This window comes from Arthrobacter sp. J156 (assembly GCF_056172865.1).
Map to the genome: position 1 here is coordinate 1,175,604 of NZ_CM149650.1, position 25,701 is coordinate 1,201,304.

25 protein-coding genes and 1 other RNA gene are annotated in these 25,701 nt (G+C 71.6%); 8 read left to right on the forward strand and 18 right to left on the reverse strand.

What is annotated here, in order from left to right; genetic code table 11:
• Positions 1-9: 9 nt before the first annotated feature.
• The 5 genes from hisN to AC0QR5_RS05455 all read left to right on the forward strand — a co-directional run bounded on the left by hisN (position 10) and on the right by AC0QR5_RS05455 (position 4,050).
• On the forward strand, positions 10-807 hold the full coding sequence (gene hisN, locus AC0QR5_RS05435) for a histidinol-phosphatase (RefSeq protein WP_329863043.1): 798 nt from the start codon (positions 10-12) through the stop codon (positions 805-807).
• 76 nt (positions 808-883) lie between these two features.
• Positions 884-1,831: a metal ABC transporter solute-binding protein, Zn/Mn family gene (locus AC0QR5_RS05440; RefSeq protein ID WP_329863041.1), complete on the forward strand. Its 948-nt coding sequence runs from the start codon at positions 884-886 to the stop codon at positions 1,829-1,831.
• Positions 1,821-2,576: a metal ABC transporter ATP-binding protein gene (locus AC0QR5_RS05445; protein ID WP_329863040.1), complete on the forward strand. Its 756-nt coding sequence runs from the start codon at positions 1,821-1,823 to the stop codon at positions 2,574-2,576. The genes AC0QR5_RS05440 and AC0QR5_RS05445 overlap by 11 nt, the downstream gene beginning before the upstream one ends.
• Entirely contained in the window at positions 2,573-3,430 is an 858-nt protein-coding gene (locus AC0QR5_RS05450) for a metal ABC transporter permease (RefSeq protein WP_329863038.1), read from the forward strand. Before AC0QR5_RS05445 ends, AC0QR5_RS05450 begins: the two co-directional genes overlap by 4 nt.
• A complete protein-coding gene (locus AC0QR5_RS05455) occupies positions 3,427-4,050 on the forward strand; it encodes a metal-dependent transcriptional regulator (protein WP_329863036.1) in 624 nt (207 codons plus the stop codon). Before AC0QR5_RS05450 ends, AC0QR5_RS05455 begins: the two co-directional genes overlap by 4 nt.
• Positions 4,051-4,108: 58 nt before the next feature.
• Here the strand turns inward: AC0QR5_RS05455 and AC0QR5_RS05460 are convergent, their stop codons facing one another.
• The 16 genes from AC0QR5_RS05460 to AC0QR5_RS05535 all read right to left on the reverse strand — a co-directional run bounded on the left by AC0QR5_RS05460 (position 4,109) and on the right by AC0QR5_RS05535 (position 16,579).
• Complete coding sequence (locus AC0QR5_RS05460; RefSeq protein ID WP_329863034.1) at positions 4,109-4,552, reverse strand: YrdB family protein; 444 nt, start codon at positions 4,550-4,552, stop codon at positions 4,109-4,111.
• A gap of 161 nt (positions 4,553-4,713) precedes the next feature.
• Positions 4,714-5,100: a transfer-messenger RNA gene (gene ssrA / locus AC0QR5_RS05465) on the reverse strand.
• A 123-nt stretch (positions 5,101-5,223) separates the two neighbouring features.
• Entirely contained in the window at positions 5,224-5,700 is a 477-nt protein-coding gene (smpB, locus tag AC0QR5_RS05470; protein WP_329863032.1) for an SsrA-binding protein SmpB, read from the reverse strand.
• Between the two features lie 55 nt (positions 5,701-5,755).
• Positions 5,756-7,216, reverse strand: coding sequence for a peptidoglycan DD-metalloendopeptidase family protein (locus tag AC0QR5_RS05475; protein ID WP_329863030.1), 1,461 nt, complete (start codon positions 7,214-7,216; stop codon positions 5,756-5,758).
• A 70-nt stretch (positions 7,217-7,286) separates the two neighbouring features.
• On the reverse strand, positions 7,287-8,201 hold the full coding sequence (gene ftsX, locus AC0QR5_RS05480) for a permease-like cell division protein FtsX (RefSeq protein WP_329863028.1): 915 nt from the start codon (positions 8,199-8,201) through the stop codon (positions 7,287-7,289).
• Positions 8,198-8,971 (reverse strand): cell division ATP-binding protein FtsE, encoded by a 774-nt coding sequence (ftsE, locus tag AC0QR5_RS05485; RefSeq protein ID WP_329863026.1) that lies wholly within the window; start codon positions 8,969-8,971, stop codon positions 8,198-8,200. The genes ftsX and ftsE overlap by 4 nt, the downstream gene beginning before the upstream one ends.
• A 197-nt stretch (positions 8,972-9,168) precedes the next feature.
• A complete protein-coding gene (locus tag AC0QR5_RS05490; protein ID WP_329863024.1) occupies positions 9,169-9,801 on the reverse strand; it encodes a CoA transferase subunit B in 633 nt (210 codons plus the stop codon).
• Positions 9,802-9,803: 2 nt separating this feature from the next.
• Positions 9,804-10,583, reverse strand: a complete 780-nt coding sequence (locus AC0QR5_RS05495) for a CoA transferase subunit A (RefSeq protein WP_329863022.1) — start codon at positions 10,581-10,583, stop codon at positions 9,804-9,806.
• 164 nt (positions 10,584-10,747) lie between these two features.
• Positions 10,748-11,863, reverse strand: a complete 1,116-nt coding sequence (gene prfB, locus AC0QR5_RS05500) for a peptide chain release factor 2 (protein ID WP_329863021.1) — start codon at positions 11,861-11,863, stop codon at positions 10,748-10,750.
• A 90-nt stretch (positions 11,864-11,953) separates the two neighbouring features.
• Positions 11,954-12,409: a hypothetical protein gene (locus AC0QR5_RS05505; RefSeq protein WP_329863019.1), complete on the reverse strand. Its 456-nt coding sequence runs from the start codon at positions 12,407-12,409 to the stop codon at positions 11,954-11,956.
• Complete coding sequence (locus tag AC0QR5_RS05510) at positions 12,406-12,858, reverse strand: hypothetical protein (protein ID WP_329863018.1); 453 nt, start codon at positions 12,856-12,858, stop codon at positions 12,406-12,408. The genes AC0QR5_RS05505 and AC0QR5_RS05510 overlap by 4 nt, the downstream gene beginning before the upstream one ends.
• Positions 12,851-13,249, reverse strand: a complete 399-nt coding sequence (locus tag AC0QR5_RS05515; protein WP_329863017.1) for a TadE family protein — start codon at positions 13,247-13,249, stop codon at positions 12,851-12,853. The genes AC0QR5_RS05510 and AC0QR5_RS05515 overlap by 8 nt, the downstream gene beginning before the upstream one ends.
• A 9-nt stretch (positions 13,250-13,258) precedes the next feature.
• A complete protein-coding gene (locus tag AC0QR5_RS05520) occupies positions 13,259-13,438 on the reverse strand; it encodes a hypothetical protein (RefSeq protein ID WP_329863053.1) in 180 nt (59 codons plus the stop codon).
• Between the two features lie 122 nt (positions 13,439-13,560).
• A complete protein-coding gene (locus AC0QR5_RS05525; RefSeq protein ID WP_329863016.1) occupies positions 13,561-14,505 on the reverse strand; it encodes a type II secretion system F family protein in 945 nt (314 codons plus the stop codon).
• The gene (locus tag AC0QR5_RS05530) at positions 14,502-15,356 is read right to left on the reverse strand and encodes a type II secretion system F family protein (RefSeq protein ID WP_329863014.1); all 855 of its coding nucleotides are present in this window, start codon (positions 15,354-15,356) and stop codon (positions 14,502-14,504) included. Before AC0QR5_RS05530 ends, AC0QR5_RS05525 begins: the two co-directional genes overlap by 4 nt.
• Entirely contained in the window at positions 15,353-16,579 is a 1,227-nt protein-coding gene (locus AC0QR5_RS05535; RefSeq protein ID WP_329863012.1) for a TadA family conjugal transfer-associated ATPase, read from the reverse strand. The genes AC0QR5_RS05530 and AC0QR5_RS05535 overlap by 4 nt, the downstream gene beginning before the upstream one ends.
• Positions 16,580-16,804: 225 nt before the next feature.
• On the opposite strand from AC0QR5_RS05535, the gene AC0QR5_RS05540 reads away from it, so the two are divergent.
• Positions 16,805-20,572 (forward strand): FtsK/SpoIIIE domain-containing protein, encoded by a 3,768-nt coding sequence (locus AC0QR5_RS05540; protein ID WP_329863010.1) that lies wholly within the window; start codon positions 16,805-16,807, stop codon positions 20,570-20,572.
• Here AC0QR5_RS05540 and AC0QR5_RS05545 read toward each other — a convergent pair.
• Positions 20,551-20,976: a hypothetical protein gene (locus tag AC0QR5_RS05545; protein ID WP_430970755.1), complete on the reverse strand. Its 426-nt coding sequence runs from the start codon at positions 20,974-20,976 to the stop codon at positions 20,551-20,553. The genes AC0QR5_RS05540 and AC0QR5_RS05545 overlap by 22 nt on opposite strands.
• Before the next feature lie 316 nt (positions 20,977-21,292).
• Between AC0QR5_RS05545 and AC0QR5_RS05550 the strand changes: the two genes are divergently transcribed.
• Both AC0QR5_RS05550 and AC0QR5_RS05555 read left to right on the forward strand, forming a co-directional pair.
• Positions 21,293-21,541, forward strand: a complete 249-nt coding sequence (locus tag AC0QR5_RS05550; RefSeq protein ID WP_068738138.1) for a WhiB family transcriptional regulator — start codon at positions 21,293-21,295, stop codon at positions 21,539-21,541.
• 248 nt (positions 21,542-21,789) lie between these two features.
• Positions 21,790-24,045: a Stk1 family PASTA domain-containing Ser/Thr kinase gene (locus AC0QR5_RS05555; protein ID WP_329863004.1), complete on the forward strand. Its 2,256-nt coding sequence runs from the start codon at positions 21,790-21,792 to the stop codon at positions 24,043-24,045.
• 160 nt (positions 24,046-24,205) lie between these two features.
• On the opposite strand, the gene AC0QR5_RS05560 is transcribed toward AC0QR5_RS05555, so the two are convergent.
• Positions 24,206-25,603 (reverse strand): class II 3-deoxy-7-phosphoheptulonate synthase, encoded by a 1,398-nt coding sequence (locus AC0QR5_RS05560; protein WP_430632807.1) that lies wholly within the window; start codon positions 25,601-25,603, stop codon positions 24,206-24,208.
• Between the last annotated feature and the right edge of the window lie 98 nt (positions 25,604-25,701).

The following is a 25,701-nucleotide window of genomic DNA, read 5'->3' on the forward strand; positions in this document are numbered from 1 at the left end:
TTGGAACCCATGACCCGCGACGTGATGAACTACAACGACGACCTGCGCCTGGCGCACGTCATCGCCGATTCGGTGGACTCCCTGACCCTGTCCCGCTTCAAGGCGCAGGACCTCGTGGTGGAGACGAAGCCCGACCTGACGCCCGTTTCCGACGCGGACAAGGCCGCCGAGGAGGCCATCCGCGGACAGCTCGCCCGGTCGCGTCCGCGGGACGCCGTGCTCGGCGAGGAGTTCGGCAGCAGCGGCCACGGTGCGCGCCGCTGGGTCATCGATCCGATCGATGGGACGAAGAACTTCGTCCGGGGCGTCCCCGTCTGGGCCACGCTCATCGCCCTCGTGGACGAGGGCCGCCCCGTCGTGGGCGTCGTCTCCGCGCCGGCGCTCGGCCGCCGCTGGTGGGCCGCCGAGGCGATGGGCGCCTACACCGGCAAGTCCCTGGCCGCCGCGAGCCGGCTCGGCGTCTCCCAGGTCTCCGCGCTCGGGGACGCGTCGCTGTCCTATTCGAGCCTCGGTGGCTGGCGGGAGCGCGGGCAGCTCGAGAACATGCTGCAGCTGCACGACTCGGTCTGGCGCACGCGCGCCTACGGGGACTTCTGGTCCTATTGCCTCGTCGCCGAGGGGGCCGTCGACATCGCGTGCGAGCCCGAGCTGAACCTCTACGACATGGCGGCCCTCGTCCCGATCGTGACGGAGGCCGGCGGCCGCTTCACCTCGCTCGAGGGCGAGGACGGATGCTTCGGCGGCAACGCGCTCGCCACCAACGGCCTGCTCCACGACCCGGTGCTGGACGTCTTCGCACGCGGCTGAGCCCCCCGTCACGCCCGCCGCCGCTCCCCTGCCGGCGCGAATTGCCAAGCCGCACGGCGGGATGCCATATTTAGGCATGGCTAAAAATTGGGTGGCGGGTCGGCGCGGACCCGGACGCGGACCCCGGTGCGGCGCGGCCGTCGTCGTACTGGCCCTTCTGGCCGCCCTCGCGGGATGCACCGCCCCCGCGGCGGGGGGCGGAGACGGCTCCCGGCCCGTCGTGCTGACCACGTTCAGCGTCCTGGCCGACCTCGTCGGCCGCGTGGGAGGCGACCGGGTCGAGGTCGTCTCCATCACCAAGCCGGGCGCGGAGATCCACGGCTACGAGCCGACGCCCTCGGACCTGGTCCGGATCCACGAGGCCGACCTCGTCCTCGACAACGGGCTGGGGCTCGAGCGCTGGTTCGAACGCTTCGTCCGCGGCCTCGACGTCCCCCACGCCGTCCTCTCCGAGGGGATCGAGCCCGTCGACATCGCCCTCGGCGCCTACGAGGGCCGTCCCAACCCCCACGCCTGGATGTCCCCCGTCCAGGCCAGGACCTACGTCGACAACGCCGAGCGGGCGCTCGCGGAGCTCAGCCCGGACGACGCGGCCTACTTCGCCGCCCGCGCCGACCGGCTGCGCGGGGAACTGCGCGGGCTCGAGGAACGGGTCCGGGAGGGCCTGCGGGCCAACCCCGGAGCCGCGCTCGTCAGCTGCGAAGGCGCGTTCTCCTACCTCGCGCGCGATCTGGGCCTGCGCGAGCATTTCCTCTGGCCCGTGAACTCCGACGCCGAGGGGACCCCCCGGCAGATCCGGGAGCAGATCGCCTTCGTGAAGGAACACCGGGTCCCCGCGGTCTACTGCGAGTCGACGGTGAGCGCGGACGCCCAGGAACGCGTCGCGGCGGAAACGGGAGCCCGGCTCCTCGGCCCGCTCTACGTCGACTCGCTCTCCGGGCCGGACGGCCCGGTCCCCGACTTCATCACCCTCCTGAACCACGACCTCGACCTCATCCTGGAAGGGCTCGACCATGCCCCGTGATCCCCGGCCGGGGCCGCCGGCCATCGACGTCTCCTCACTGACCGTCCGCTACGGGACCGTCGCCGCCCTGGAGTCCGTGGACTTCCGCCTGCCGGCCGGCGAGCTGTGCGGCCTCATCGGCGTCAACGGCAGCGGCAAGTCGACCCTCTTCAAGTCCCTCATGGGCCTCGTCGCGCCGTCGTCGGGAACCGTGCGCCTCTTCGGCGGCGGCCCCGGCGCCGCGCGCAAGGCCGGACGCATCAGCTACGTCCCCCAATCCGAGGCCGTGGACTGGGACTTCCCCGTGAGCGTGCACGACGTCGTGATGATGGGCCGCTATGGCCACATGGGTCTCTCCCGGCGGCCGGCCGCACGGGACAAGGCGGCCGTGGCCGAGGCGCTCGGGCGCGTGGACCTGGCCGGGCTCGCCGGGCGCCAGATCGGCGAGCTCTCCGGCGGGCAGCGCAAGCGGGCCTTCGTGGCCCGCGGTCTGGCCCAAGAGGCCGGGCTGCTCCTGCTCGACGAGCCGTTCGCCGGCGTCGACCGCGTCTCCGAGCGCATGATCTCCGCCGTGCTGGAGGAGCTGCGCGCCGAGGGACGGACGATCCTCATCTCGACGCACGACCTGGCCGGCGTCCCGTCGCTGTGCACGAGCGCGCTGCTCCTGCACCGCCGGGTGCTCGCCACCGGGGCGCCCTCCGAGGTGCTGACCGAGGCCAACCTCGCCCAGGCCTTCGGCACGAGTCACGAGGAGGCCGGCGCATGAGCCCCCTCGAATGGCTCGCCGAACCCTTCGGCTACGGTTTCATGGCCAACGCCTTCACCGTCACCCTCGCCGCCGCACTCGTCTGCTCCGTCCTCTCCTGCTGGCTCGTGCTCATGGGATGGGCACTCATGGGCGACGCGATCTCCCATGCCGTCCTGCCCGGCGTGGCGCTGTCCTACATCCTCGGGATCCCCTTCGCCATCGGGGCCCTCGCGTTCGGGCTCGGGGCCGTCTACCTGATCGGCGGCCTCCGCTCCACGACCCGGCTCAAGGCCGACACCGCGATCGGCGTCGTCTTCACGGCGCTGTTCGCGCTCGGCCTCGGCATCATCTCCCGGACGCCGAGCCAGGTCGACCTGGGGCACATCCTCTTCGGCAACGTCCTGGGCGCCGGCCCTGCCGAGGTCGCGCAAGTGGTCGGCCTCGGTGCCCTGACCCTCGGCGTCGTCCTCCTGCTGCGCAAGGACTTCACGCTCCTCGCCTTCGACCCCGTCCACGCGCACGCCATCGGCCTCAACGCCCGCATCCTCAACGCCGTCCTGCTCGGGCTGCTCGCCTTGACGGTCGTCACGAGCCTGCAGGCCATGGGCATCATCCTGGTCGTCGCGATGCTCATCATCCCGGGGGCGACCGCGTTCCTGCTGACCCGCCGCTTCGGACGCATGCTCGCGACCGCGGCGGCCCTCGGGGTCGTCTCGGCTGCCGTCGGGATCTACGCCAGCTACTACCTCGACGTCTCCACGAGCGCCGCCGTGGTCTTGTCCCAGGCCTCGATGTTCCTCCTCGCGTACCTCGGCGCGCCCCGCACGGGCCTCGTTCCGCAGGCGGTGCGGCGGCGTAGGCTGGTGGCATGAAGCTCTCGAGCAACGAGGAAGACTACCTCAAGGCGGTCTACGGGCTCGGCGAATGGGATCCCCGCCCCGTGACCACGGGCGCGATCGCCGCCCGCCTCGGCGTCGCGCCGGCCTCGGCGACGACGATGGTGTCCAAGCTGGCGGGCCGCGGCCTGCTTGAGCATCCACCGTACGGCGCCGTCACGCTGACGCCCGAAGGCCGGCTGGCCGCCTTGGGCGTGGTGCGCCGGCACCGCCTCCTGGAGACGTTCCTCGTCGGCGAACTCGGCTACCGCTGGGACGAGGTCCACGAAGAGGCAGAGCTCCTGGAGCACACGGTGTCGCGGCGGTTCATCGACCGCCTCGACGAGCGCCTCGGGTATCCGGCGGCGGATCCGCATGGAGACCCGATCCCCGCGGCCGACGGCACGCTGCGCCTGCCCGACGCCGTGCGGCTGGACCAATCCGATGCCGGGGGCAGCGCTGTCGTCGTCCGCGTCAGCGACGCCGACCCGGGCTTCCTCCGCCGGTGTGCCGAGGCCGGGATCGTTCCCGGAAACACCCTCGACGTGGCCGGCCATGGCTTCACCGGGGAACAGGCGGCCGCGATCTGGGTGCGCCCGCTCTCCCCCGCACGCTAGCCCGCCAGGGGCGCGGCACCGGCGTCGTGCTCCGTGCGGCCAGTCGTCCAGTAGCGCCTCAGCGCGCCGCGCGCCGGCCGCCGGGACGGCGTTGCCTGGACTCCCCTGCCTCGCGCAGGGCACGCGCCTCCTCGGCCCGCCGGCCGCGCTGGCGCCACGTCAGGAAGGCGCTGACTCCCGTCAGCAGGAGCATGACGGCGCCGGGCCAGACGCGCCCGATGCCGAACAACAGCCCCGATCCCAGCAGGAACAGTCCGTGGGCGACCATCGGATGGACGGGCCAGCCGATGCGGCGCTTGGCCTGGGGCGCCATGTAGAGGCCCCAGAAGACGATGAGCGGCGCCAGGGCGATCAGGACGGCCACGACCGGCGGCAACGGCAGGACCTCGATGGCCCACAATCCGGCCGCGCCCAGCAGGGCGACCTCAAGGATGAAGGCCAGGGCCCCAGCGGCGTCGACCGCGGGCGCCCGCCGGGAGTCCGCCCCAGGCTGCTCCTGCATGCGTCAACCTCTCCGTCGTCGGATTCGTCCACCGCGGCCGATGCGGACCGGCCACCGTCAACCATTGTATGCACCACCGCCGCCCGGGCGTGCAGGAGGGTCTTAACGACGCGATGCCGCGGAACCCGGGCCAATCCGGGTTCCGCGGCATCGCGGCTGAAAAGTGGAGATGGGGGGAATTGAACCCCCGTCCGATGTGGTGTTGCCAGGTCTTCTCCGGGCGCAGTCTGCCTCGGGGTTTCTCTGCCCCAGCAGCCTGCAGGCAAACAAGCGGCTGGACCCTCACGGGCTCCCCTGGGCACAGTCACCTAAAAGTCCCGGACACCCCGGTGACGAGGGTATCCAGCAGTGGCCATCTAAATGACGTCAGGATCAGGGCCGATGGCTATCCCTGGCTGACGGACCGTCCGGCTGCTTAGGCAGCGAGAGCGAAGTCAGTGCGCTTAGATTCGGCACTTATTGGTTTGCAGAGGGCGTTTCCGAGATAACTCTGCATCCTCGGCCCGCTTCTCCTGTCGCGACTCACATCGTCGAAACCGATCATCCCCGTATGTACTTCTCAAATCGCGGGCTGGCCCGCACCGTTCCCGCGGCGAACCGCGGGACATCCACTATAACCCAGGAACGCCCGGATGTATTCCACCTCCGGCCAGGACGCCGGACGGCGCCGTTCAGGCGCTGCGGCGGTTGCGTTCGCGCATGGCGCGCAGGGCCTCGCGGTTGTCCTGCTTCTCGCGCAGCGTCTGCCGCTTGTCGTACTCCTTCTTGCCCTTCGCAATGCCGATCTCGAGCTTGGCCCGGCCGTCCTTGAAGTACAACTGCAGGGGTACGATCGTGAAGCCGGATTCCTGGATCTTCCGCGCGATCTTGGTCAGCTCCTCGCGGTGGAGCAGGAGCTTGCGCCGGCGCCGTGCCGCGTGGTTGGTCCAGGACCCGTTGAGGTACTCCGGGATGTAGACGGCTTCGATGTACAGCTCGTCGCGGTAGAACTGGCCGAACCCGTCCACCAGCGAGGCCTTGCCTTCGCGCAGCGACTTGACCTCCGTGCCCGTCAGCATCAGACCGGCCTCGTAGGTCTCGAGCACGTGGTAGTCGTGCCGCGCCTTGCGGTTGGTCGCGACGACCTTCTGTTCCTTCTCACGGGGCATGGCGACCTCCTTCGCTGGTGATTGGTTCACGCCAATGGCAGGAGACCATCCTACGCTACAGCAGGCCCAGCGGGTTCACGGCCTGGCCGTCGAGGATCGTCTCGAAGTGGAGGTGGCATCCCGTGGAGTTGCCCGTGCTGCCCACGTAGCCGATGACCTGGCCCCGGCTCACGTTCTGGCCCGGCGCGACCGTGTAGTAGGACATGTGGTGGTAGTTCGTCGCGAGCGCGTGGCCGTTGACGACGCCGTGGCTGACGGTGACCTTGTTGCCCGAGCTGCCGGACCGCGAGGCGAACCAGACCTCTCCCGCCGCGGCCGCGTAGATCGGCGCACCGCACGAACCACCGAAGCCCCAGTCGACGCCGGCGTGCACGTAGCCGCCGCGGCCGCCGTAGTCGATGGTCCCGGCCGGGGTCGGCCGCCAGCCGAAGCCCGAGGTGATGTATCCGCCCGACGCGGCGGGGCTGCGCAGGCCCCACGAGCTGGACGACCCGGAGGAGGCCGCTTCCTTGTCCCGTGCGTCCTTCGCGCGGGCGGCCGCCGCATCCGCCTCGCGCTGCTTCTTCGCGGCGTCGGCGGCGCGCTCGCGGCGCGCACGGTCCGCCGCCTCCTGGCGGGCCTTCGCCTCGGCCTCGGCCTTCTTCCGGGCCTCGGCCTCGCGGCGACGGCGTTCCTCGGCCTCGCGCTTGAGGCGTTCCTGCCGTTCCTTGATCTCGGCGAGCACTTGCGCGTGCTCCGCCTCGTGGGCCTGGATCTGCTCCTGGATCTGGGGGCGCTTGGCCTGCAGCTCGCGGCTGATCGACTCCGCCTTGCTGATCAGGGAGTCGACGTGGCGCTTGGACTCCGCCGCCTCGTCGCGGGCCGCCTGCTCCTTGACGAGCGCGGCGTCCGCCTTGATCTTGAGGCCGCGGATCTCCTCCTCGACCGCCACGAGGCGGACCTGGGCGTTGCGGTCGGTGGCATGCTGCTGGCTGAGGCGGTCCAGGGCCGCGTTCTGGCTCCGCAGGGCCTGGTCCGCGAGGTCCATGCCGCTCGCGAGGTTCCCGTCCGCGGAGGCCTCGAGGAAGAGGCTGAGGTTGCTCGACATGCCGCCGCGCTTGTAGGCCTGCGTGGCGATCTGCCCGATGATCTTCCGGGTCTCCTCGAGCTTGTCGGCGTCGTCCGCGATCTGCCGGTTGATCTGGTCACGCGTCTGCTGCGCCGCGGCGACGCGCTGCCCCAGGGCGGCGACCTCGTCGCTCGCCGTCTGCACCCGCCCCTGCGCCTCGGCGAGGGCCTGCTGCGCCGCCGGGAGCTGGGCCTGATAGGACTTGAGCTCGGCCGCGGTCTTCTGGATGTCGGCGTCCAGGAACTCGAGATCGGACTCCAGGGAGTCGATGTTCTGCTCGATCTTGTCCTTGCGGTTGTCGAGCTCGTCGGCATGCGCCCCCGAGGATCCCAGGGCCAGGACCAGCAGGGTCGCGAGCGCACCGCTGAGGGCCCTCTGGGGTACCGGGCACCGCGGTGACTCTGCCACGCGTGGATCCTCTCGCTCGTTCCGGGCCCGGACCGCGCGGAAGCACGGATCGGGATCGTGGGTGGACTGGCTAAACCTTCAGGTAGCGCCTCAAGGTTAGCATCGACGATACACCAGCCAGGACCGCGCCCAGCAGAAGCAGGGCCGGCGACACGAGGAGGACCTCCCCCGTGGAGATGAACGCCGTGTCCGGATAGTCGCGCGCCAGGCGGCCGTCGATGAGGAAGTGGGCGACGGCCCACAGCGACGCGGAGGCCATCAGGGCGCCGATGAGGGCCGCGATGACGCCTTCGAGGACGAACGGCAGCTGGATCACCGCCTTCGACGCCCCGACGAGCCGCATGATCCCGGTTTCCCGCCGCCGGCTGAAGGCGGAGAGTCGGATGGTCGTGGCGATCAGGAGGACCGCGCAGACGATCATGATGCCGGCGATGCCCACGGCCACGAGCGAGGCGATGTTCATGATGGAGAAGATCTTCTCGAGCAGCTCCCGCTGGTCCACGACGACGTCGACGCCGGGCATCGAGGAGAACAGCTCGTTGATGACCTCGTACTTCTCCGGGTCCACGAGCCGCACGCGGAAGGACTCCGGAAGCTGTTCCGCGGTGACGGTGTCGACGATCGGCGAGTTCTCGAACTGCTCCCGGAAGTGGCCCAGGGCCTGTTCCTTGGTCTCGTGCTCGTAGCTGTCGATATAGGGCGTGACGGCGGCCGAGTTCATGAGCGACTCGATATCGTCGCGCTGGGCGTCCGTCACGGCCCCGTCGGCGCAGGTCTGGGAGCCGAAGTCGTCGCCGCACAGGAACACGGCGACCTGCACGCGGTCGTACCAGAAGCCCTTCATCTGGTTGATCTGCAGCTGCAGCAGGGCGGCCCCGCCGACGAAGGACAGCGAGATGAAGGTCACCAGCACTACGGAGACGACCATGGAGAGGTTGCGGCGCAGGCCGGAGCCGATCTCGCCGAGGATGAACGCGAGCCTCACGCCTCGTCCTCCTCGGTGTCGAAGGGTGCGATCGCCTGGTCCGCGGGCCGCAGCTCGCGGGAGCCGTCCTTGCGGATGACCGGGATCATCGCCGTGTACTCGCCGCCCGCCTCGTCGCGGACCACCTTGCCCGCCTCGAGCTCGATGACGCGGCGGCGCATTGAGTTCACGATGTCGTCGTCGTGCGTGGCCATGACCACCGTGGTCCCGTTCTGGTTGATCCGGTCCAGGACGTTCATGATGCCGACGCTCGTCGCCGGGTCCAGGTTGCCCGTCGGCTCGTCGGCCAGCAGGATGCCCGGCCGGTTGACGATGGCCCGGGCGATCGCGACGCGCTGCTGCTCGCCGCCGGAGAGCTCGTTGGGCATGCGCTTCTCCTTGCCCTCGAGCCCCACCATCTTGAGCATGTCGGGCACCGTCTCGCGGATCATTCCGCGGCTCTTGCCGATCACCTGCATCGCGAACGCCACGTTGCCGAACACGTCCTTGTTGGGCAGCAGGCGGAAGTCCTGGAAGACAACGCCGATGCCGCGCCGCAGGCGCGGGACGCGCCACGAGGGGATGCGGGCCACGTTCTGCCCGGCCACGTGGACGGAGCCCGAGGAGGCGCGGTCCTCGCGCAGCACGAGCCGCAGGAAGGTCGACTTGCCCGAGCCCGACGGGCCGACGAGGAACGCGAAGTCCCCCCGGTTGACTTCGAGGTCGATTCCGTCCAACGCGGGGCGCGAAGTGCGGTCGTAGACCTTGGTGACGTGCTCAAATCTGATCATGGCGGTTCCGCCCGCTCAGGCCGCCGGTCGTCGGCCGTGGGCGCGGGGCTTTGGCTGGGGGAAGGTACGGCACCGGCACTGAGCACTCTAACGGGGGCGCGGCTGGCGGCGGCTCAGGCGGGGACGCGTGTCGCCCGTTCCCCCGGAGGGTCCGGGGAAACGGGCGGGGGTACGACGCCGGAGTCCGGCTGGCGCGGTCAGCGGACGGCGAGCGGCGCGCCCGTCGCCGCGACGACGTCGTCGACGCCCACGCCCGGCGCGGTCTCGACGAGGACGAGGCCGTCCCCGGTCACGTCGATCACCGCCAGGTCGGTGATGATCCGGTGGACCACTCCTTTGCCCGTGAGCGGCAGCGAGCATTCCTGGACGATCTTCGGACTGCCGTCCTTGGCCACGTGCTCCATCAGGACGATGACGCGCGCGGCGCCGTGGACCAGGTCCATCGCCCCGCCGGGGCCCTTGACCATCTTCCCGGGGATCATCCAGTTGGCCAGGTCGCCGGCCGCGGAGACCTGCATGGCCCCCAGGATGGCCGCGTCGATCTTGCCGCCGCGGATCATGCCGAAGCTCGTCGCGGAATCGAAGTAGGAGGCGCCGGGGTTGACCGTGACGGTCTCCTTGCCGGCGTTGATCAGGTCGGGGTCAACGGCGTCCTCCGTGGGATACGGGCCGACGCCGAGGATGCCGTTCTCCGACTGCAGGACCACGGTGCGCTCCGCCGGCACGTAGTTCGGCACGAGGGTCGGCAGGCCGATGCCGAGGTTGACGTAGTCGCCGTCGTTCAGTTCCAGGGCCGCCCGCGCGGCCATCTGCTCCCGGGTGAGCGCCATGGTCAGGCACCTCCTTCGCCGCGCACGGTGCGCTTCTCGATGCGTTTTTCGATGCCGGTGCCGACCTCGACGATCCGGTGCACGTAGACGCCGGGCAGGTGGACGGCGTCAGGATCGATCTCGCCGGCCTCGACGAGCTCCTCGACCTGCGCGATGCAGACCCGGCCGGCCATCGCCGCCGGCGGAGAGAACTGGCGGGCGGCCTTGTTGAAGACCAGGTTCCCGTGGCGGTCCCCCTTGAGTGCGTGCACGAGGGCGAAATCGGTCACGATCGCCTCCTCGAGGACGTACTCCGCCTCCGTCCCGCCCGGCGCGAACGTCCGCACGTCCTTGGGCGAGGAGGCCTGCAGGACGTTCCCCTCGGCGTCGTACTTCTGCGGCAGCCCGCCGTCGGCGACCTGCGTTCCCACTCCCGAGCGCGTGTAGAAGGCGGCGATGCCGGCCCCGCCGGCCCGCAGCTTCTCGGCGAGCGTGCCCTGGGGGGTGAGTTCGAGCTCGAGCTCGCCGGAGAGGTACTGGCGGGCGAACTCCTTGTTCTCCCCCACATAGGACGAGGTCATCTTGCGGATGCGTCCGGCCTGCAGCAGGACGCCGAGCCCCCAGCCGTCGACTCCGCAGTTGTTCGAGACGACCGACAGGTCCGTGGCACCCTGGTCCAGCAGCGCCTCGATGAGCTGGATCGGATTCCCCGACAGCCCGAACCCGCCGACGGAAAGCGACGCCCCGTCGGGGATGTCGGCGACCGCCTCGGCCGCGGATGGATAGCTCTTGTCGATGGCCACGTGATACCTCCCGTTGCTGCGGCGCGGTGCGCCGGGGCCGCGCGGCGTTGCGCGGCGGTGTCCGCGTCGGAGCATCCCCTGGGGGGACGCCGACGTCCAGCTCCGATCGTATCGGGCGCCGTGGCGCGAGTCACACCGGGTGGCACCCGGCGCGCCGGCCGGGACTACTCCGCCTGGGTGCGGGCGTTGGCGCGCCAGCGGATGCCGGCGTCGATGAAGTCGTCGATGTCCCCGTCGAGCACCGCCCCCGTGTTGCCGACCTCGTGCTCGGTGCGGAGGTCCTTGACCATCTGGTAGGGGTTCAGGACGTAGGAGCGCATCTGGTCGCCCCACGAGGCCTTGACGTCGCCGGCGAGCTCCTTCTTCTTCGCGTCCTCCTGCTCCTTCTTCAGCAGCAGCAGGCGCGACTGCAGGACGCGCAGCGCGGCGGCGCGGTTCTGCAGCTGGGACTTCTCGTTCTGCATCGAGACCACGATCCCGGTGGGCAGGTGGGTCAGGCGCACCGCGGAGTCCGTGGTGTTCACGGACTGGCCGCCGGGGCCGGAGGACCGGAAGACGTCGACCTTGATCTCGGCCTCCGGGATCTCGATCGAGTCGGTCTGCTCGATGAGCGGGATGACCTCGACCGCCGCGAAGGAGGTCTGGCGGCGGCCCTGGTTGTCGAACGGGCTGATCCTCACGAGGCGGTGGGTGCCGGCCTCGACGGAGAGCGTCCCGAACGCGTAGGGGGCGTTGACCTCGAAGGTCGCCGACTTGAGCCCGGCCTCCTCTGCGTAGGAGGTGTCCATGACGGCCGTGGGGTAGCCCTTGCGTTCCGCCCACCGCAGGTACATGCGCATGAGCATCTCGGCGAAGTCCGCGGCATCAACGCCGCCGGCGCCGGCACGGATCGTGACGACGGCGGCGCGCTCGTCGTACTCGCCGGACAGGAGGGTGACGACCTCCAGCTCGGCGAGTGACTTGTGCAGGGCGACGAGCTCCTTCTCGGCCTCGGCGAGCGTGTCGGCGTCGTCCTCCTCCTCCGCGAGCTCGACCATCACCTCGAGGTCGTCGATGCGCCCGGCGAGCTTCTCGAGCCGGGCGAGGTCGGACTGCCGGTGGGAGAGCTTCGACGTGATCTTCTGCGCCTCGGCGGGGTCGTCCCAGAGGTCCGGGGCGCCGGCGAGCTCGGACAGGCGGGCGACGTCGGCCTTGATCGTCTCGATGTCGGTGACGGCCTCGATGGAGGCGTAGGTGGACCGGAGGTCGCGGATTTCCGCGGGAAAGTCAGTTGCAGCCATGGTGCGTCTAGCCTACGTCATGGGGCTCGGCCGCCCCGTGTCCACTCCGCCGCGACGGACTCGCGCCCGTGGGCGCGATAGGGCGGGGCGTCAGCGCGAGAGGACGGAGCGGGAACTCGACTCGACCGTGATGGGCACTCCCCCGGGGACGAACCAGCCGACGATGGGCGGGTCGGCGACCGCGGTGAGGCGGACGTACGCCGTCGTGCCGTCCCCGTGGGCCTCGGCCGCCCCGATGCCGAGACCGCGGAACCGGGCGGCGGCCCGGGTGTCGGTGAGATAGCCGCGGACGGTCGACTCGACGGCGGCGTCGGAGAGCCGGAGCGAGACGTCCTCGGCCGAGGGGTCCAGCGAGAAGTCGTCCGCCGCCGCGGTGGCCGCTCCGTCCGCGACGCTCAGGAGCCGGCGGGCCTCGAGGTTGACCGCGGTCGCCGCCAGCATGGCGCTGATGGTCAGCAGCGCGATCACGACGTAGCCGATGACGAGGATCATCGTCTGCCCCTCCTCGCCGGAGGGGGACGGCGGACGGGCGTCACGGCGGCTCATCCGAAGCGCTCCACGCGGTGGGTGGCCGTGGCGGAGGCCGAACCGATCCCGGCGTTGACCCCCGGAGGCAGGAGCGGCAGCTCGATGGCCACCTCGACCTCGACCGTGACGGTGGTTCCGGGTTCCAGGCAGGGACCGCTGCAGGAGTAGCTCAGCGTGGCCGACGAGGCCGGGAGTCCCATGGCAGAGGCCCCGCGGGCGGCGGCGTCCTGGGCCCGCGCGCGGGCCGTGGCCTCGTCGGGTGCACCGACGAAGACCTTGGCGGCGTGGTCCGCCGCGCCTACGGCCGCGTACGAGGCCGCCTGCACCTGCGACGCGGTGATGATGAGGTAAGCCAGCGGCACCAGCAGGACAACACCGAGGAACACGAACTCGATCACGGCCGATCCCTGCTCGCCGTCGCGCAGCCGCCGGGCGGCGCCGACCAGTCGCGCCGCGGGCTCACCCATAGCGGACAGCCTCGCCGTGGACCTCGAGGGTTCCGAACAGCGGAAGGAACCCGATGAGGGGCAGATGCGTGTCGACGGTGATGCGCAGGGACGGCTGTCCACCGCTCGTTCCTGTCTCGTGGCTGACGCCGTGGGCGAAGGCCGGGCTGAGGCTCGAGCCGATGATGTCCCGCGTGCGTTGCGCGCCCTCGGCCGGAGAGCGGTCCGCGAGCGTGCCGTAGCGCGCGCCGGCCGCGGCGGCGTCGACGAGCGTGTTGCGCACGTGCAGGACGAGGGCCAGCTGGACCACGGAGAGGAACACGGCCGTCAGGAGGGCGACGACCATGACGAATTCGGCGACGGCCGACCCGTCCTGGCCGGGCCCGGCCGCCTCTGGGGGTCCCTGGTGCACGGACGGTCCTCAGCCCAGGCCGGAGACCCTGTTGATGGCCTGCTCGAAGAGCTCGGCCAGGCGCGGACCGGCAATGGCCAGCAGCGCGGCGACCAAAACGGCGGACATGAGCGTGATCATCACCCAGCCCGGAACATCTCCCCTTTCGTCGCGCCGGAGCCTGTCTACACATCCTCCGAGGTGTGCCATCGCCCCGAGGAAGGCGCCCATCACGGCTTCCTGGGCCCGGCTCAGTGAGTGCTTCATCGTCGTGCCTTTCGTTGGTGGTTCAGTGGTTTTCGTCGGTGGCCCGCCGTCACGGCGGTGCCTGGTCACAGGTTCAGGTCCAGCAGTGAGAGGCCCGGATAGACGGCGAACACGATGGTCAGCGGCAGGATCCCGAAGACGACGGGCGCCAGCATGCCGATCTCCTTCTTGCCAGCGGTCTCCATCAGCTCGCGCTTGGCCGCGTCGCGGACGTCCTGGGCCTGGGCGCGCAAGACGCCGGCGATCGGCGTACCGCGTTCGGAGGCCACGTTGATTGCGTCGACGAAGCGCGTCATGGCGGGCAGCTCGACGCGGCCCTCGAGCCGCCGCAGCGCCTCTGCCAGCGGGACGCCGGCCCGGACCTCGGCCAGCGTGGCCGTGAACTCGTCGGCCAGATCGCCCTTCGAGGTCCGTCCGATCCGTTCGATCGCCCCGATTGTGCTCTCGCCGGCCCCGACGGCCAGCGCCATGAGCTCGGCGGTTCCCGGGAACTGCCCCAGGATCCTGCGGCCCCGCCGTTGGATCTGCTCGCCGAGGTACCACTCGCGCAGGAGGAACCCCCCTGCGGTTGCCCCGACGACCAGGACGACGGCCAAGGCCGGATTGAAGCGGCCCGCCACCGCGGAGAAGACGAGGTAGGCCGTCGAGGCCAGGAATCCGAGGCCGGCCCAGACGAGCTGCTGGGCCCGGAAGTCCGCCGCCCCGATCGACAGGCCGGCCTTCTTGAGTCGTTGATCGAGCGATTCGCCGAGCGGATTGATCCGGTTGAGCCACGCGACGGCGTCCAGCAGGATCGGGGCGAAGATCCGTCCGAGCGGGCCGAACGGGGATTCGCGCCCGACCTGGCTTCCGGCCAAGAGCCGCGAATCGGTCCGCCCCGAGCGCAGCTGCGGCGCGACCCGGTCGGCGAAGCTGGTCTGGCGCATGGCAGGAAGCCGTACGAAGGCGAGCCACAGTCCGCCTCCGAGTGCGAGGCCGGCGAAGACGGCCCAGGCCACGGGCGCGCTCACTTGATGATCCGTTCTTCCTGGGGCAGGGAGCCGATGCGGAGCATGATCCGGTAGCAGAGCACGGAGATGCCGAGCCCGGCCAGCAGGACGAGCGCGCCGGTGACGCTCGAGTAGGCGCGGACGGCCTGCGGTTGGCTGGCGAGGAGGAGCAGGATGACCCACGGGGCGGCCACGGCGAGCCGGGCCGCGTTGACGGTCCAGGATTGGCGGGCTTCGAGCTCGCCCCGGGTCCGGGCGCTGTCCCGCAGGAAGCTTCCGAGGGTCGCGAGCATTTCTCCCAGGTCCGATCCGCCGACCTCGCGCGTGATGCGCAGGGCGGCGATGACCTTGTCTGCCACCGGGTCCGCCAGTCGCTGGCGGAGCCGTTCCACGGACTCGTCGAACCGGGCGGTCGCGCGGTAGTCCAGGGCGAAGTCCGTGAAGGCCGGACGCAGCTGTTCCGGCCCCTTGGTTCCGAGCTGTCCGAGCGCCTCGGGCAGCGACAAACCGGCCCGGATGGCCGAGCGCAGGTGGTCCACGACGTCGGGCCACTGACCGCGCAGGGCCCGCGACCGCTGTCCCGCGCGCCACTTCACGGCCGCCCAGGGCACGGCCGCTCCGAAGGCCCCGAAGAGCAGCGCGATGACGGGCCCCGCGGTGAAGAGGAAGACGAGCAGCGCCACGACGACGCCGCAGACGGTGGAGGCCCAGACGAATCCCCCCTGGGTGACCTTTTCCATGCCCGCCTGCAGGAGCAGCAACTGGACGCGACCGGGACCGGAAGGCCGCGCGGAGCCGTGTGGTCGGGGCCAGAACGACCACCACACCATCATCGCCCCGATCCCGAGGACCAGTCCCAGCATCAGGCTCATGAGGCTGCCGCCAGCATCTCGTGGGGATCGAAGCCGGCCCGGGACAGCTTCTCGTGGCCCAGGTCGGCCGACGCATCCAGCCCGAGCTCGCCGTCGCGCCGCGAGAACAGCTGGGAGGACTCGATGACTCCGTTCTCCACGCGGCGCCCGAGCTTGACGATCTCGGCGATCTGGCGCCGGCCCGAGACCGCGCGCTCGCAGTGGACCACGAGGTCGATGCAGGAGGCGACGGTGGGGACCACGAAATGCGAGGAGATGTTCTCGCCCGCGAGCAGCGGCAGGGTGCAGATCTTGGTGATGGCGTCGCGCGCGCTGTTGGCATGGACCGAGGCCATGGCCGGAAGCCCTGCGTTCATGGCGATCAGCATGTCCAGTGCCTCCGCCTCGCGGACCTCGCCGACGATGATGCGGTCGGGCCGCATCCTCAGGGCCTCCTTGACGAGCCGGCGCATGTCGATCTCGCCGCCGCCTTCGAGGTTGGCCTGCCGGCACTGCATGGAGACCACATCGCGGAGCTTCACCTTGAGTTCGAAGATCTCCTCGATCGTGATGACGCGTTCACGGCTGCCGATCGAGGACGCGAGGCAGTTCAGCAACGTCGTCTTGCCGGCCTGCGTGGCGCCGGAAACCATGATGTTCATCCCCGCCGCGACGGCGGAATGCAGGTATCCCGCGGCCTGGGGAGTCAGGGATCCGAGCTCGACGAGGTGATCCAGGCGCACGGCCCGGGCGATGAACTTCCGGATGTTCACGGACCAGTGGCGCCGGGTGATGTCGGGGATGACGACGTGCAGGCGGGAGCCGTCGGGCAGCGCGGCGTCGACGAAGGGCGACGACAGGTCCAGGCGGCGCCCTGAGGACTTGAGCATCCTCTCCACGAGCAGCTCGACCTGGCCGGCGTCGAGGCGGATCGAGGTCAGCTCCGACGTGCCGCCGCGGGCCGCGAAGACCTCGGTGGGTGAATTGATCCAGATCTCCTCGACGGTTGGATCGTCCAGGAGCGGCTGAAGCGGACCGAACCCCGCGACGGCGTCGAAGACCGTCTTGGACGTGTCCTCCAAGGCGCCGAGCCGGGGCAGCGGCCCGACGAGGGATCGTGCGTCGTAGTCCCGCACCGCGTCCTCGACCAGCCGGCGCACTTCGGCCGACTGGCGTGCGGGATCCAGTCCGCGCCGACGGATCAGTTCGCGGACCTCGTCCTCGATGATGCGGACGCCGTCCATGCCGGACCTCCCCCCTTGGGCTTCCGCGCGACGCGTCGGCCATTTCGTCGATGTGATGGATTCTCCAGCTCCCCAGCGAGATTACCCACGCCGACACGACGTTCACAAGCGGGACCTCCGCGAGCTGTGGATTTCGCCGGGTTTTCCACAGCTGTCAATTACGGGCCCCGGCCGGGCCCTCCGCCCCGATAGCGTTCTGAAGGCCGGACCGTGCACAGGAGGAACATGACACTGCACCTGACCGTCTCCGTGGCCGTGGACGCGGGGCTCGAGACACGCCGTTTCGAGGTTCCCGGCCCCGGCCTGCCCACGGGAGCCGAACTCGGGGCCGCCTTGGAGCAGGCCGGATGCGCCGCACCGCACTACGTCGATGCGGATCCCCTGCCGGCGCTCGGACCGCTCCCGAGGCACGGCCACCTCCACGTCACCCCCTTTCCCCGCACGTCGCCGGGCACGGAGGGCCCGCCCCCGGTCTGGCTCGTCGTGGACTCCGGCCCCGACGCGGGCCAGGCACGCCCCTTGGCCCGTGGCACGCACACCCTCGGCCGCGGCGACGTGGACGCACGCGTCCTGGATCCGGCCCTGTCCAGGGAACACGCGCGGATCGTCGTCGACGGGACGTCGGTGACCTTGCGCCCTTCCACGTCCGGCGAGCGCCGGCTGGGCGTCGGCGATCGGTTCACGCTGGGCGGGACGGCGTTCCGCCTCGATGCCGCGCCACGGTCGGGCCCCGTTTCCGGGCGCCTCCCGGAGCCGGTTGATCCCGGCCCGCCACCGGGCCCCTCCCGCCCGTGGCTCATGCTCGTGGGCGCCCTGCTGCCGCTGCTCGTCGGCGTCGTGCTGGCCGTGACCCTGGGAACCTGGATCTTCCTGGCGTTCTGCGCGATCGGCTTGTTTACTGGCGGCATCCCGGCCGTGCTCGAGCTGCGGGCGCGGCGACGCAGGGGCCGCTCGCTCGGCGCGGCGTCCGCGGACTACGTCCGTCGGCTCGACGGGGCCGCGCCGGGGCTCGGGTCGCTGGCCCTGGCGGCGGCGTCCGGACGCGTGGCACCGGGCGACGGAGGAGGGCCGGCCGTCCTCCGTCTCGGCTCGGGAGGCATCGACGTCCCCTTCAGGGACCGGGGCACCGAGCCCGACCCCGCGCGCACGGCGCGGACGCATCGTGCCGAGGGTCCTGTCGTGGTGGGGCTGCGTCCGGGCGGGGTCGGCGTCGTGTCGGGTCGGGGTACGACGGCGGCGTCGGCCTTCCGCGCGCTCGTCGCCCAGCTCGCGGTCCGCGCCGCGGGCGGCGGCCCGCTCGTGTACCTCGCTGGAGACCTTCCGGAGCTGCCGGTCCAGCTCCGCCGCGTCCGCAACGTCTTCTGCATCGCGGCCCCGGAGGACTTCCCGGCCTCCGGAGTGCGGCGTCCGGCCACGATCGTCGCGGCCGGCGACGCGGCCGCCTGGCAGGAGGCCGTCCCCGGCCCGGGGGAATCCGGCCCGGCCTTCCTCCTCCACGGGTTCCCGGGCTCCACGGTCCCGGACTGGCATCTGGAGGCGACCGCGGCCCGCTGGCGCGGCGACGACGTCGCCGGACGATCGGGAGGGGGAACCCTGGACGTGGACGGCATGTCCTTCGACTCCCTGGCCCGGCTCGCCGAAGACCTGGCGGATGACACCGGAGCAGCGGACCACGGCGGAAGCGGCCCGTTGCCGCGGCACGTCGCCCTCGAGGAGCCCGCACGTGCATGGACCGGTTCGTGCGGTTCTTCCCTGCTCGTCCAGCTCGGAGCCACCGGCTCCGGCCCGCTGGTCCTGGACCTGGTCGCAGACGGTCCGCACGCCCTCGTGGCGGGGACGACGGGATCCGGCAAGTCCGAACTCGTCCGCTCGGTCGTCACGTCCCTGGCCATGCGGTACGGGCCCGACGAGCTGGCGTTCCTCCTGGTGGATTTCAAGGGGGGAGCCACGCTCGGCCCGTTCGCGTCCCTCCCCCATACGCAGGCCATCGTGACGGACCTCTCGGCCGCCACGGCGGAACGGACCCTGGAGTCCCTCGGGGTCGAGCTCAAGCGGCGGGAGTCGCTGCTCCAACGCGCCGGGGCCCCCGACTACGCCACGTACCGCTCGACGGCGGGGCCGGAAGGCGAGGCGCTGCCCCGCCTCGCCGTCGTCGTGGACGAGTTCCGCATCATGACCGACGAACTGCCCGGCGCCCTGCCCGAGCTCCTGCGGATCGCCGCTGTCGGACGATCCCTCGGCGTCCACCTGCTGCTGGCGACCCAGCGCCCCCAGGGCGTCGTCTCCGCCGACCTCCGGGCGAACATCAACGCCGTGGTCTGCCTGCGCCTCCTCAGCGCCTTCGATTCCAACGACCTGCTGGGATCGGCCGCGGCCGCGGCCATCGACCGCAGGCTCCCCGGGCGGGCCTACCTCCGGCGGGGCACCGAGGACGCCGTCGAGTTCCAGGCCGCCCACGCGGGTGGGACCCAGTCCCGATGGTCGCTGCTGCCCCTCCCTCCCACCGTGGGCCGGACGCCCGCCCCGCTGCGCTTCGACTCCCCCCGGACCCACGAGGAGCAACCCGTGGAACGGCTCTCGCGTCTCGGGTCGGGCCACGTCCGGCCCCGGCCCGTCGCCCGCGTCTTCGCCCCCGGGCTGCCGGCGGCCCTGTCCTCCGTCCCGAGGCGCTTCCGGCAGGACGCCCCGGCCGGGTCCGTACCCCTGGGGCTGCTGGACGACGTCCCCGGACAGCGCCTGCGCGCCTGGTGCTGGGATCCGTCCCGCGAGCGCCGGCTCGCGGCGACGGGCGGTCCCGACGGCGGGATCGCCGGTCTGGCCCGCCAGCTCGTCCAGGGCGCGGCCAGGAGGGAGCCCGAGTGCCACGTCTACGTCCTGGACGGGGCAGGCTTCGTCCCGGAGGCCCCGCTGCTGCCGCGCGTCGCAGGAGTCGTCACGCCACGCGACGCCGAACGGATGGAGGACGTCCTCGCCCTCGTGGAATCCGCCACCGACTCCGGGGCCGAACGCGTCCTCGTGGTCACCGGCCTGGCCGCCTGGGCCGCCGCCCTCGGAGGAGCGGGATTCGCCTCCTTCGACGACCGTCTGGCCGCACTGGCCCGCAGCGCTGAATCGCTGGGCCTCGCACTGGCGGTCCTCGGGGACCGCGACCTGACTTCCTCGCGCTACTTCTCCCTCGCGGAGCACCGCGTCTACTGCCCCCTCGGGCTCGGACCCGAGACCGTCCTCGGCTGGCCGCGCCTGCGCCCGGTCGACGCGGTACGGGGGCGGGGCGTCCTCACGGGTCCTGGCCGGCCCGAGAGCGGCACGGCCCTGCAGCTCATCGGCGCGGACCGCGATGCGGGCCACGCCGCCGTTCCGGCGCCGGAACCCGGCCTCCCGCCCGCCCGGTCGCTGCCCTTGCCGACGGCGGCCGTTCGGCACCCGACGGCCGGCGGCACGGTGGACGCCTTCGCCGTGACGGGACCCGACAACCGCCCCTGGGTTTGGGACCCCGGGCCCGTCGGGCTCCTCCTCGGCGGTTCCGGCAGCGGCAAGAGCACTGCGCTGAGGAGCCTGGCACAGCTGCTTCCGGGCCGGCCTGCGGTCCTGTCACCGGCCTCGGGCTGGCCCGATCCGGACGCCCCCGAGACTCCGGCCGCCGGACCGCGCTGGGTCCTCGTCGACGACGCGACCGACATCACCCCGGGACAGCGCGCCGTCCTCGAGGGCTGGCGTGCGGCCGGGGCACGCATCGTCATGGCCGCCGAGCCGTCGTCGCGCCTGTTCACCGAGCTGCCGCTGGCCCAGGCCGCCAGGGCCCCGGGCTCGGTCATCCTGCTCGATCCGCGGCATGCCTCCGACGGTGACTTCGCGGGATGGCGGGCGCCCGTGCTCCGTGAACGGATCCCGGGCCGCGCAGCGGCGTGGATCGACGGAAGGCTGCGCTGGATCCAGTGCCTGCTGCCCGACGACGGGCCGGCCCGGGCGGACTACGCGGAGCGCGCCTCGTAGAAGGAGAGGGTCTTCGTGTTGAAGAGCAGAAGCAAGGCGGCCGCGGCGGGAACCAGGAGCAGGACTCCGAGCCACAGCGTCTCGCCACCGACGAGGGGAACGGCCAGGATGACCTGGAAGACCTGCCAGACCAGCGCGGCGGCCCGCGTCCAGGAGCGGCCGCGGAACACGTTCAGCGCCACCCAGCCCTGCCAGGCCGCGGCACCCAGGATCAGGACCAGCAGGAAGACCCTGCCCGCGGGGGCGAGAGGTCCCGGTGCGGCGAGCTGGGCGGCGAAGACCACTCCCACCGCGATCATCCCCAGGGCCTCGAGCAGCACGATCAGTCCGACCGCGGCGGCCTGCCAGGGACGGTCGGCGCGCTGCGGCGCGGGAACAGGGGCGGAGGGGTTTCGGGACATCACGCCTTAGATCCTATCGGCGGCCGCACCGCAGCTCGTGCGGCCGCCGTCCTCCCACCGGGCAACGGCGAACCGGGTCCGGAGCGGCGCCTCCCCGGCGCCCCCTCCACGCCGGCGGCGTGTGATCAATGCCTCAGGGCCCCTGCGCGAATTCCTGCTCCCGATCCCTTGTTTACGTTTACGTAACATGAAAGCCTTGGTAGGCGGTTGTTCCGGAGCGTTGCTACGCTCCGTTTTCTTTCGGCCGCAGGTCCCGCCGGCCACCCGTGCCGGCCCGGACCGCCACCAGACACCTAGCTACCAAGGAGCATCAACAAGCATGGATTGGCGTAGTCGCGCAGCCTGCCTGGACAAGGACCCCGAGCTGTTCTTCCCCGTGGGGAACACGGGGCCGGCCCTGCTCCAGATCGAAGAGGCCAAGAGCGTCTGCCGTCGCTGTCCGGTTGTCGACACCTGCCTGCAGTGGGCGATCGAGTCCGGTCAGGACGCCGGCGTATGGGGCGGCATGAGCGAAGACGAGCGACGCGCCCTCAAGCGCCGCGCCGCCCGCGCCCGCCGCGCCTCCTAGCAAGGACCCGTACCGGGCCTGCGGCACCACCGCGAGGAGGAATGCCGCCGGGTCCGGAGTCCGGGACCCCGTTCCGGGACACGAGGGGCCGCACCCATCGGATGCGGCCCCTCGCGCATGCCACCCGCCACGCATCCCGCCGCCCCCTGCGCGGGCCAGCGGGCCCGTGGGCCCGTGGGCCGCAAGCGTGATGATTCCGTGCCGGCCAAATCCCGGATTCGCACAGCCCGGGTGGCTACGATCATGGGGTGACGGAACAAGGACGCGACCCCATGATCGGGCGCCTCATCGGTGGGCGCTACGACGTGCATACCCGCGTGGCCGCGGGTGGAATGGCCACCGTCTACGTCGCCACGGACGTCAAGCTCGAGCGCGAGACGGCCATCAAGGTCCTCCACCCGCACCTCTCCGTCCAGCCAGAGGTCCTCGCCCGCTTCCGGCAGGAGGCCGTCACGGCGGCGCGCGTGAGCGACGTCCATGTCGTCAACGTGCTCGACCACGGGGTGGAGGACGGCGTCGCGTACCTCGCCATGGAGTACGTCGAGGGACGCACGCTGCGCGAGATCCTGCGGAAGGAGGGGCCGCTGCCGCCCCGACAGGCCCTCGCCTACCTCTCCGCCATCGTCGCGGGCCTCGCCGCCGCGCACGGCCAGGGGCTCATCCACCGGGACATGAAGCCGGAGAACGTCCTGCTCTCGAACAGCGGCGCCATCAAGGTCGCCGACTTCGGCCTCGCCCGGCCCACCCACGAGTACACGGAGGCCTCCCTCGGGGCCCTGGCCACCGCCGCCTACGTGGCACCCGAGATCGTGAACAACCGTCCCGCCGACGGTCGGAGCGACATCTACTCCGTGGGCATCATGCTCTTCGAGCTGTTGACCGGGCGGCAGCCGTTCACGGGCGATCTGAACGCCGTGCTCTACCAGCACGTGACGGCCGACGTCCCCGCCCCCTCGGCGCTCCTTCCCGGCCTCGCCCTCGACCTCGACGAGCTCGTGCTGCTCTGCACGGCCCGGGACCCCGAAGACCGGCTGCAGGACGTCGTCGCGCTGCAGGAGGAGCTCCAGCACATCAGGACCACGCTCTCCGACGCGGAGCTCGACTACGGCTCCGGATCGCGGGCCGCGCAGCACACGGGCGGCACGCGCCCTGCCGGCGGGGCGGGCGTCCCGGGCGGACACCCGACGGCGGCGCTCGACCCGGATTCACCCCCCACCGAGGCCATCGGAGCCGCGGGCAATCCCACCGAGGCGATCGCCCCGGACGGCCACGCGACGCGGGCCTTCGACTCCTTCCACGACCGGACCACGGCCCTCCCGTCGCACCGCGACAGCACGAGGGCACTCCCCCGCTTCGCTCCCGGCGACGGAGGACCCGCGGCGGACGACGGCGGTGCGGAGCCCGGCGATGCCGACGGCGGCTACCCAGCCGACGACGGCCGCCCTGGCCACGGCAGCCCCGGCCGCGTCGGTCCGCACCGCCTCGGCTCCGGCTCCGCCGCCGGGACCGCCCCTCACCCCACCGCCCGGCAGCAGCGCAAGCAGGCCAAGCAGGAGCGGCGGGACTGGAAGCGCGAGGCGCAGACGCCCGTGGTCCAGCTCGGGCGGGGCACGGCGCGCCGCCGCGGTTGGATCTGGGCCGTCGTCGTCGTGCTCCTCGCGGCGCTTCTCGGCACGGCCGGATGGTTCTTCGGCGCGGGACCCGGGGCCGCCGTCGACGTGCCGCGCTTCGAGGGACGGCCGGTGGCCGACGCGGCCTCGGCCCTGGACGGGCTCGGCGTGGACCACTCGCAACGCGAGGTGTTCGACGAAGTCCTCGATTCCGGTCTCGTGGTCGGCAGCGAGCCGGTCGGCGGCACGCAGATCCGCCGCTTCCAGTCCGTCGAGCTCCTCGTGTCCAAGGGCCCCGAGCTGTTCACGGTCCCCAATCTCGTCGGCCGCGAATCGGCGCAGGCCGAGAAGGCCCTGGAGGACGGCCAGCTCGCGGCGGGCGATGTCTCGGAGCGCCACGACGAGTCCATGCCCGCCGGCCAGGTCGTCTCCCAGGACCCCGGCCCGGACGAGCAGGTCCGCCGCGGCACGGAGGTCTCCTTCGTCGTCTCCCAGGGCCCCGCTCCCGTGGACGTCCCGGACGTCACGGGACGCACCGCGGAGGACGCCGAGCAGATCCTCCGCTCCGCCGGGCTCGTCGGCGAGGACACGGGCGAGGAGTTCAGCCGCACGGTCCCGGAGGGGGCGGTGCTCTCCCAGCAGCCGGCGGAGGGCCGGCTCGAACGCGGATCGACGGTCGGCTATGTCCTCTCGAAGGGGCCGCGGATGGTGGAGGTCCCGAACGTGAGGGGACGGCAGCTGGGCGCGGCCCGCGCGGCCCTCGAGGAGCTGGGCTTCACGGTCGAGGTCACCGAGGGGACCTTCGGCATCATCTTCAACACCGTGGCCACGCAGGATCCCGCGGGCGGCACGGAGCTGCCGGAGGGCTCGACGGTCACCCTGGGCGTCGTCTAGCGCGGACCACGGGCCGGCGGCGTCGCTGACGGGCCCCACCCGGGGCGACACCGAACGTCGGGCACGGCAGGCACCGCCCACCGGTGCCCGGACAGTACGACGCCGGAGGGCGGGCCTCCGTACGGAAGCCCGCCCTCCGGCGTCGCACTGCGTGGGCTGATCAGCCCCGCTGCCCGCGCTGGGCCAACGCCCCGGCGACGAGGAAGGACATCTCGAGGGACTGGCGGTGGTTCAGCCGCGGGTCGCAGACCGACTCGTAGAGGTCGTCGAACTGCTCCTCGCGGATCGGATCCGCTCCACCGAGGCACTCGGCGACGTCGTCGCCCGTCATCTCCACGTGCAGTCCGCCCGGGAAGGTGCCGAGGGAGTCGTGGACCTCGAAGAAGCCGCGGACCTCGTCCATGACGTCGTCGAAGTTGCGGGTCTTGTAGCCGTTCTGGCTCGTGACCGTGTTGCCGTGCATGGGATCGGTGACCCACAGGACCTGCGCCCCGGAGGCCGTGACCTTCTCGACGAGGTTCGGGAGCTTCTCCCGGATGTTCTTCGCGCCCATGCGGGTGATGAAGGTCAGGCGGCCCGGCTCGCGCTCGGGGTCGAGCTTGTCGATGAGCGCGAGCGCGTCGTCGGGGCTCGTGCCCGGGCCGAGCTTGACGCCGATGGGGTTGCGGACGCGGGAGAGGAAGTCCACGTGCGCGCCGTCGAGCTGGCGCGTGCGTTCGCCGATCCACAGGAAGTGCCCCGAGGTGTCGTACGGCAGTCCCGTGCGCGAGTCGGTCCGGGTCAGCGCCCGCTCGTAGTCGAGCAGGAGCGCCTCGTGGGCCGCGAAGAACTCGGTGCGCTTGAGCGCCTCGAAGTCCGCCCCGCAGGCCTCCATGAACCGCACGGCGCGGTCGATCTCCGCGGCGAGCGACTCGTACTGGGAGTGCGCGGGGTTGGAGCGGAAGCCCTGGTTCCAGTTGTGGACCGAGCGCAGGTCGGCGAAGCCGCCCTGTGTGAAGGCGCGGATGAGGTTCAGCGTCGCGGAAGAGGTGTTGTAGGCCTTGACCAGGCGGGCCGGATCGTGGGCCCGCGACTCCTCGGTGAACTCGTAGCCGTTGACGATGTCGCCGCGGAACGCCGGCAGGGTCACGCCGTCGCGGGTCTCGGAGTCGGAAGAGCGCGGCTTGGCGAACTGCCCGGCCATGCGGCCCATCTTCACGACGGGCAGCGAGGCGCCGTAGGTCAGCACCACGGCCATCTGCAGGATCGTCTTGACGCGGGCGCTGATCTTGTCCGCCGTCGCGCCGTCGAAGGTCTCCGCGCAATCGCCGCCCTGGAGCAGGAAGGCCTTGCCCTGGGCCGCGTCGGCCAGGCGGGAACGGAGGATGTCCACTTCGCCGGCGAACACGAGCGGCGGGAGCGCCGAGAGCTCCGCCACGGCCCGGGCGTGCGCGTCGGTCCCGTGCCAGCTCGGCTGCTGCTGGATGGGCAGCGTGCGCCAGACATCCAGGCCGGGATCGGCGGCTGGGCCCGCGACGGGCTGGACGGGTGGGGTGGTTACGGCAGTCGATTCACTCACCCCTCAAGACTAGACCGCGGTCAAGCGGCGTCACATTCGGGCGTAAAGCTCGGCGGGGGCGCCGTTCACAGTGCACGCACCGCCCCTGCGTGCGCATA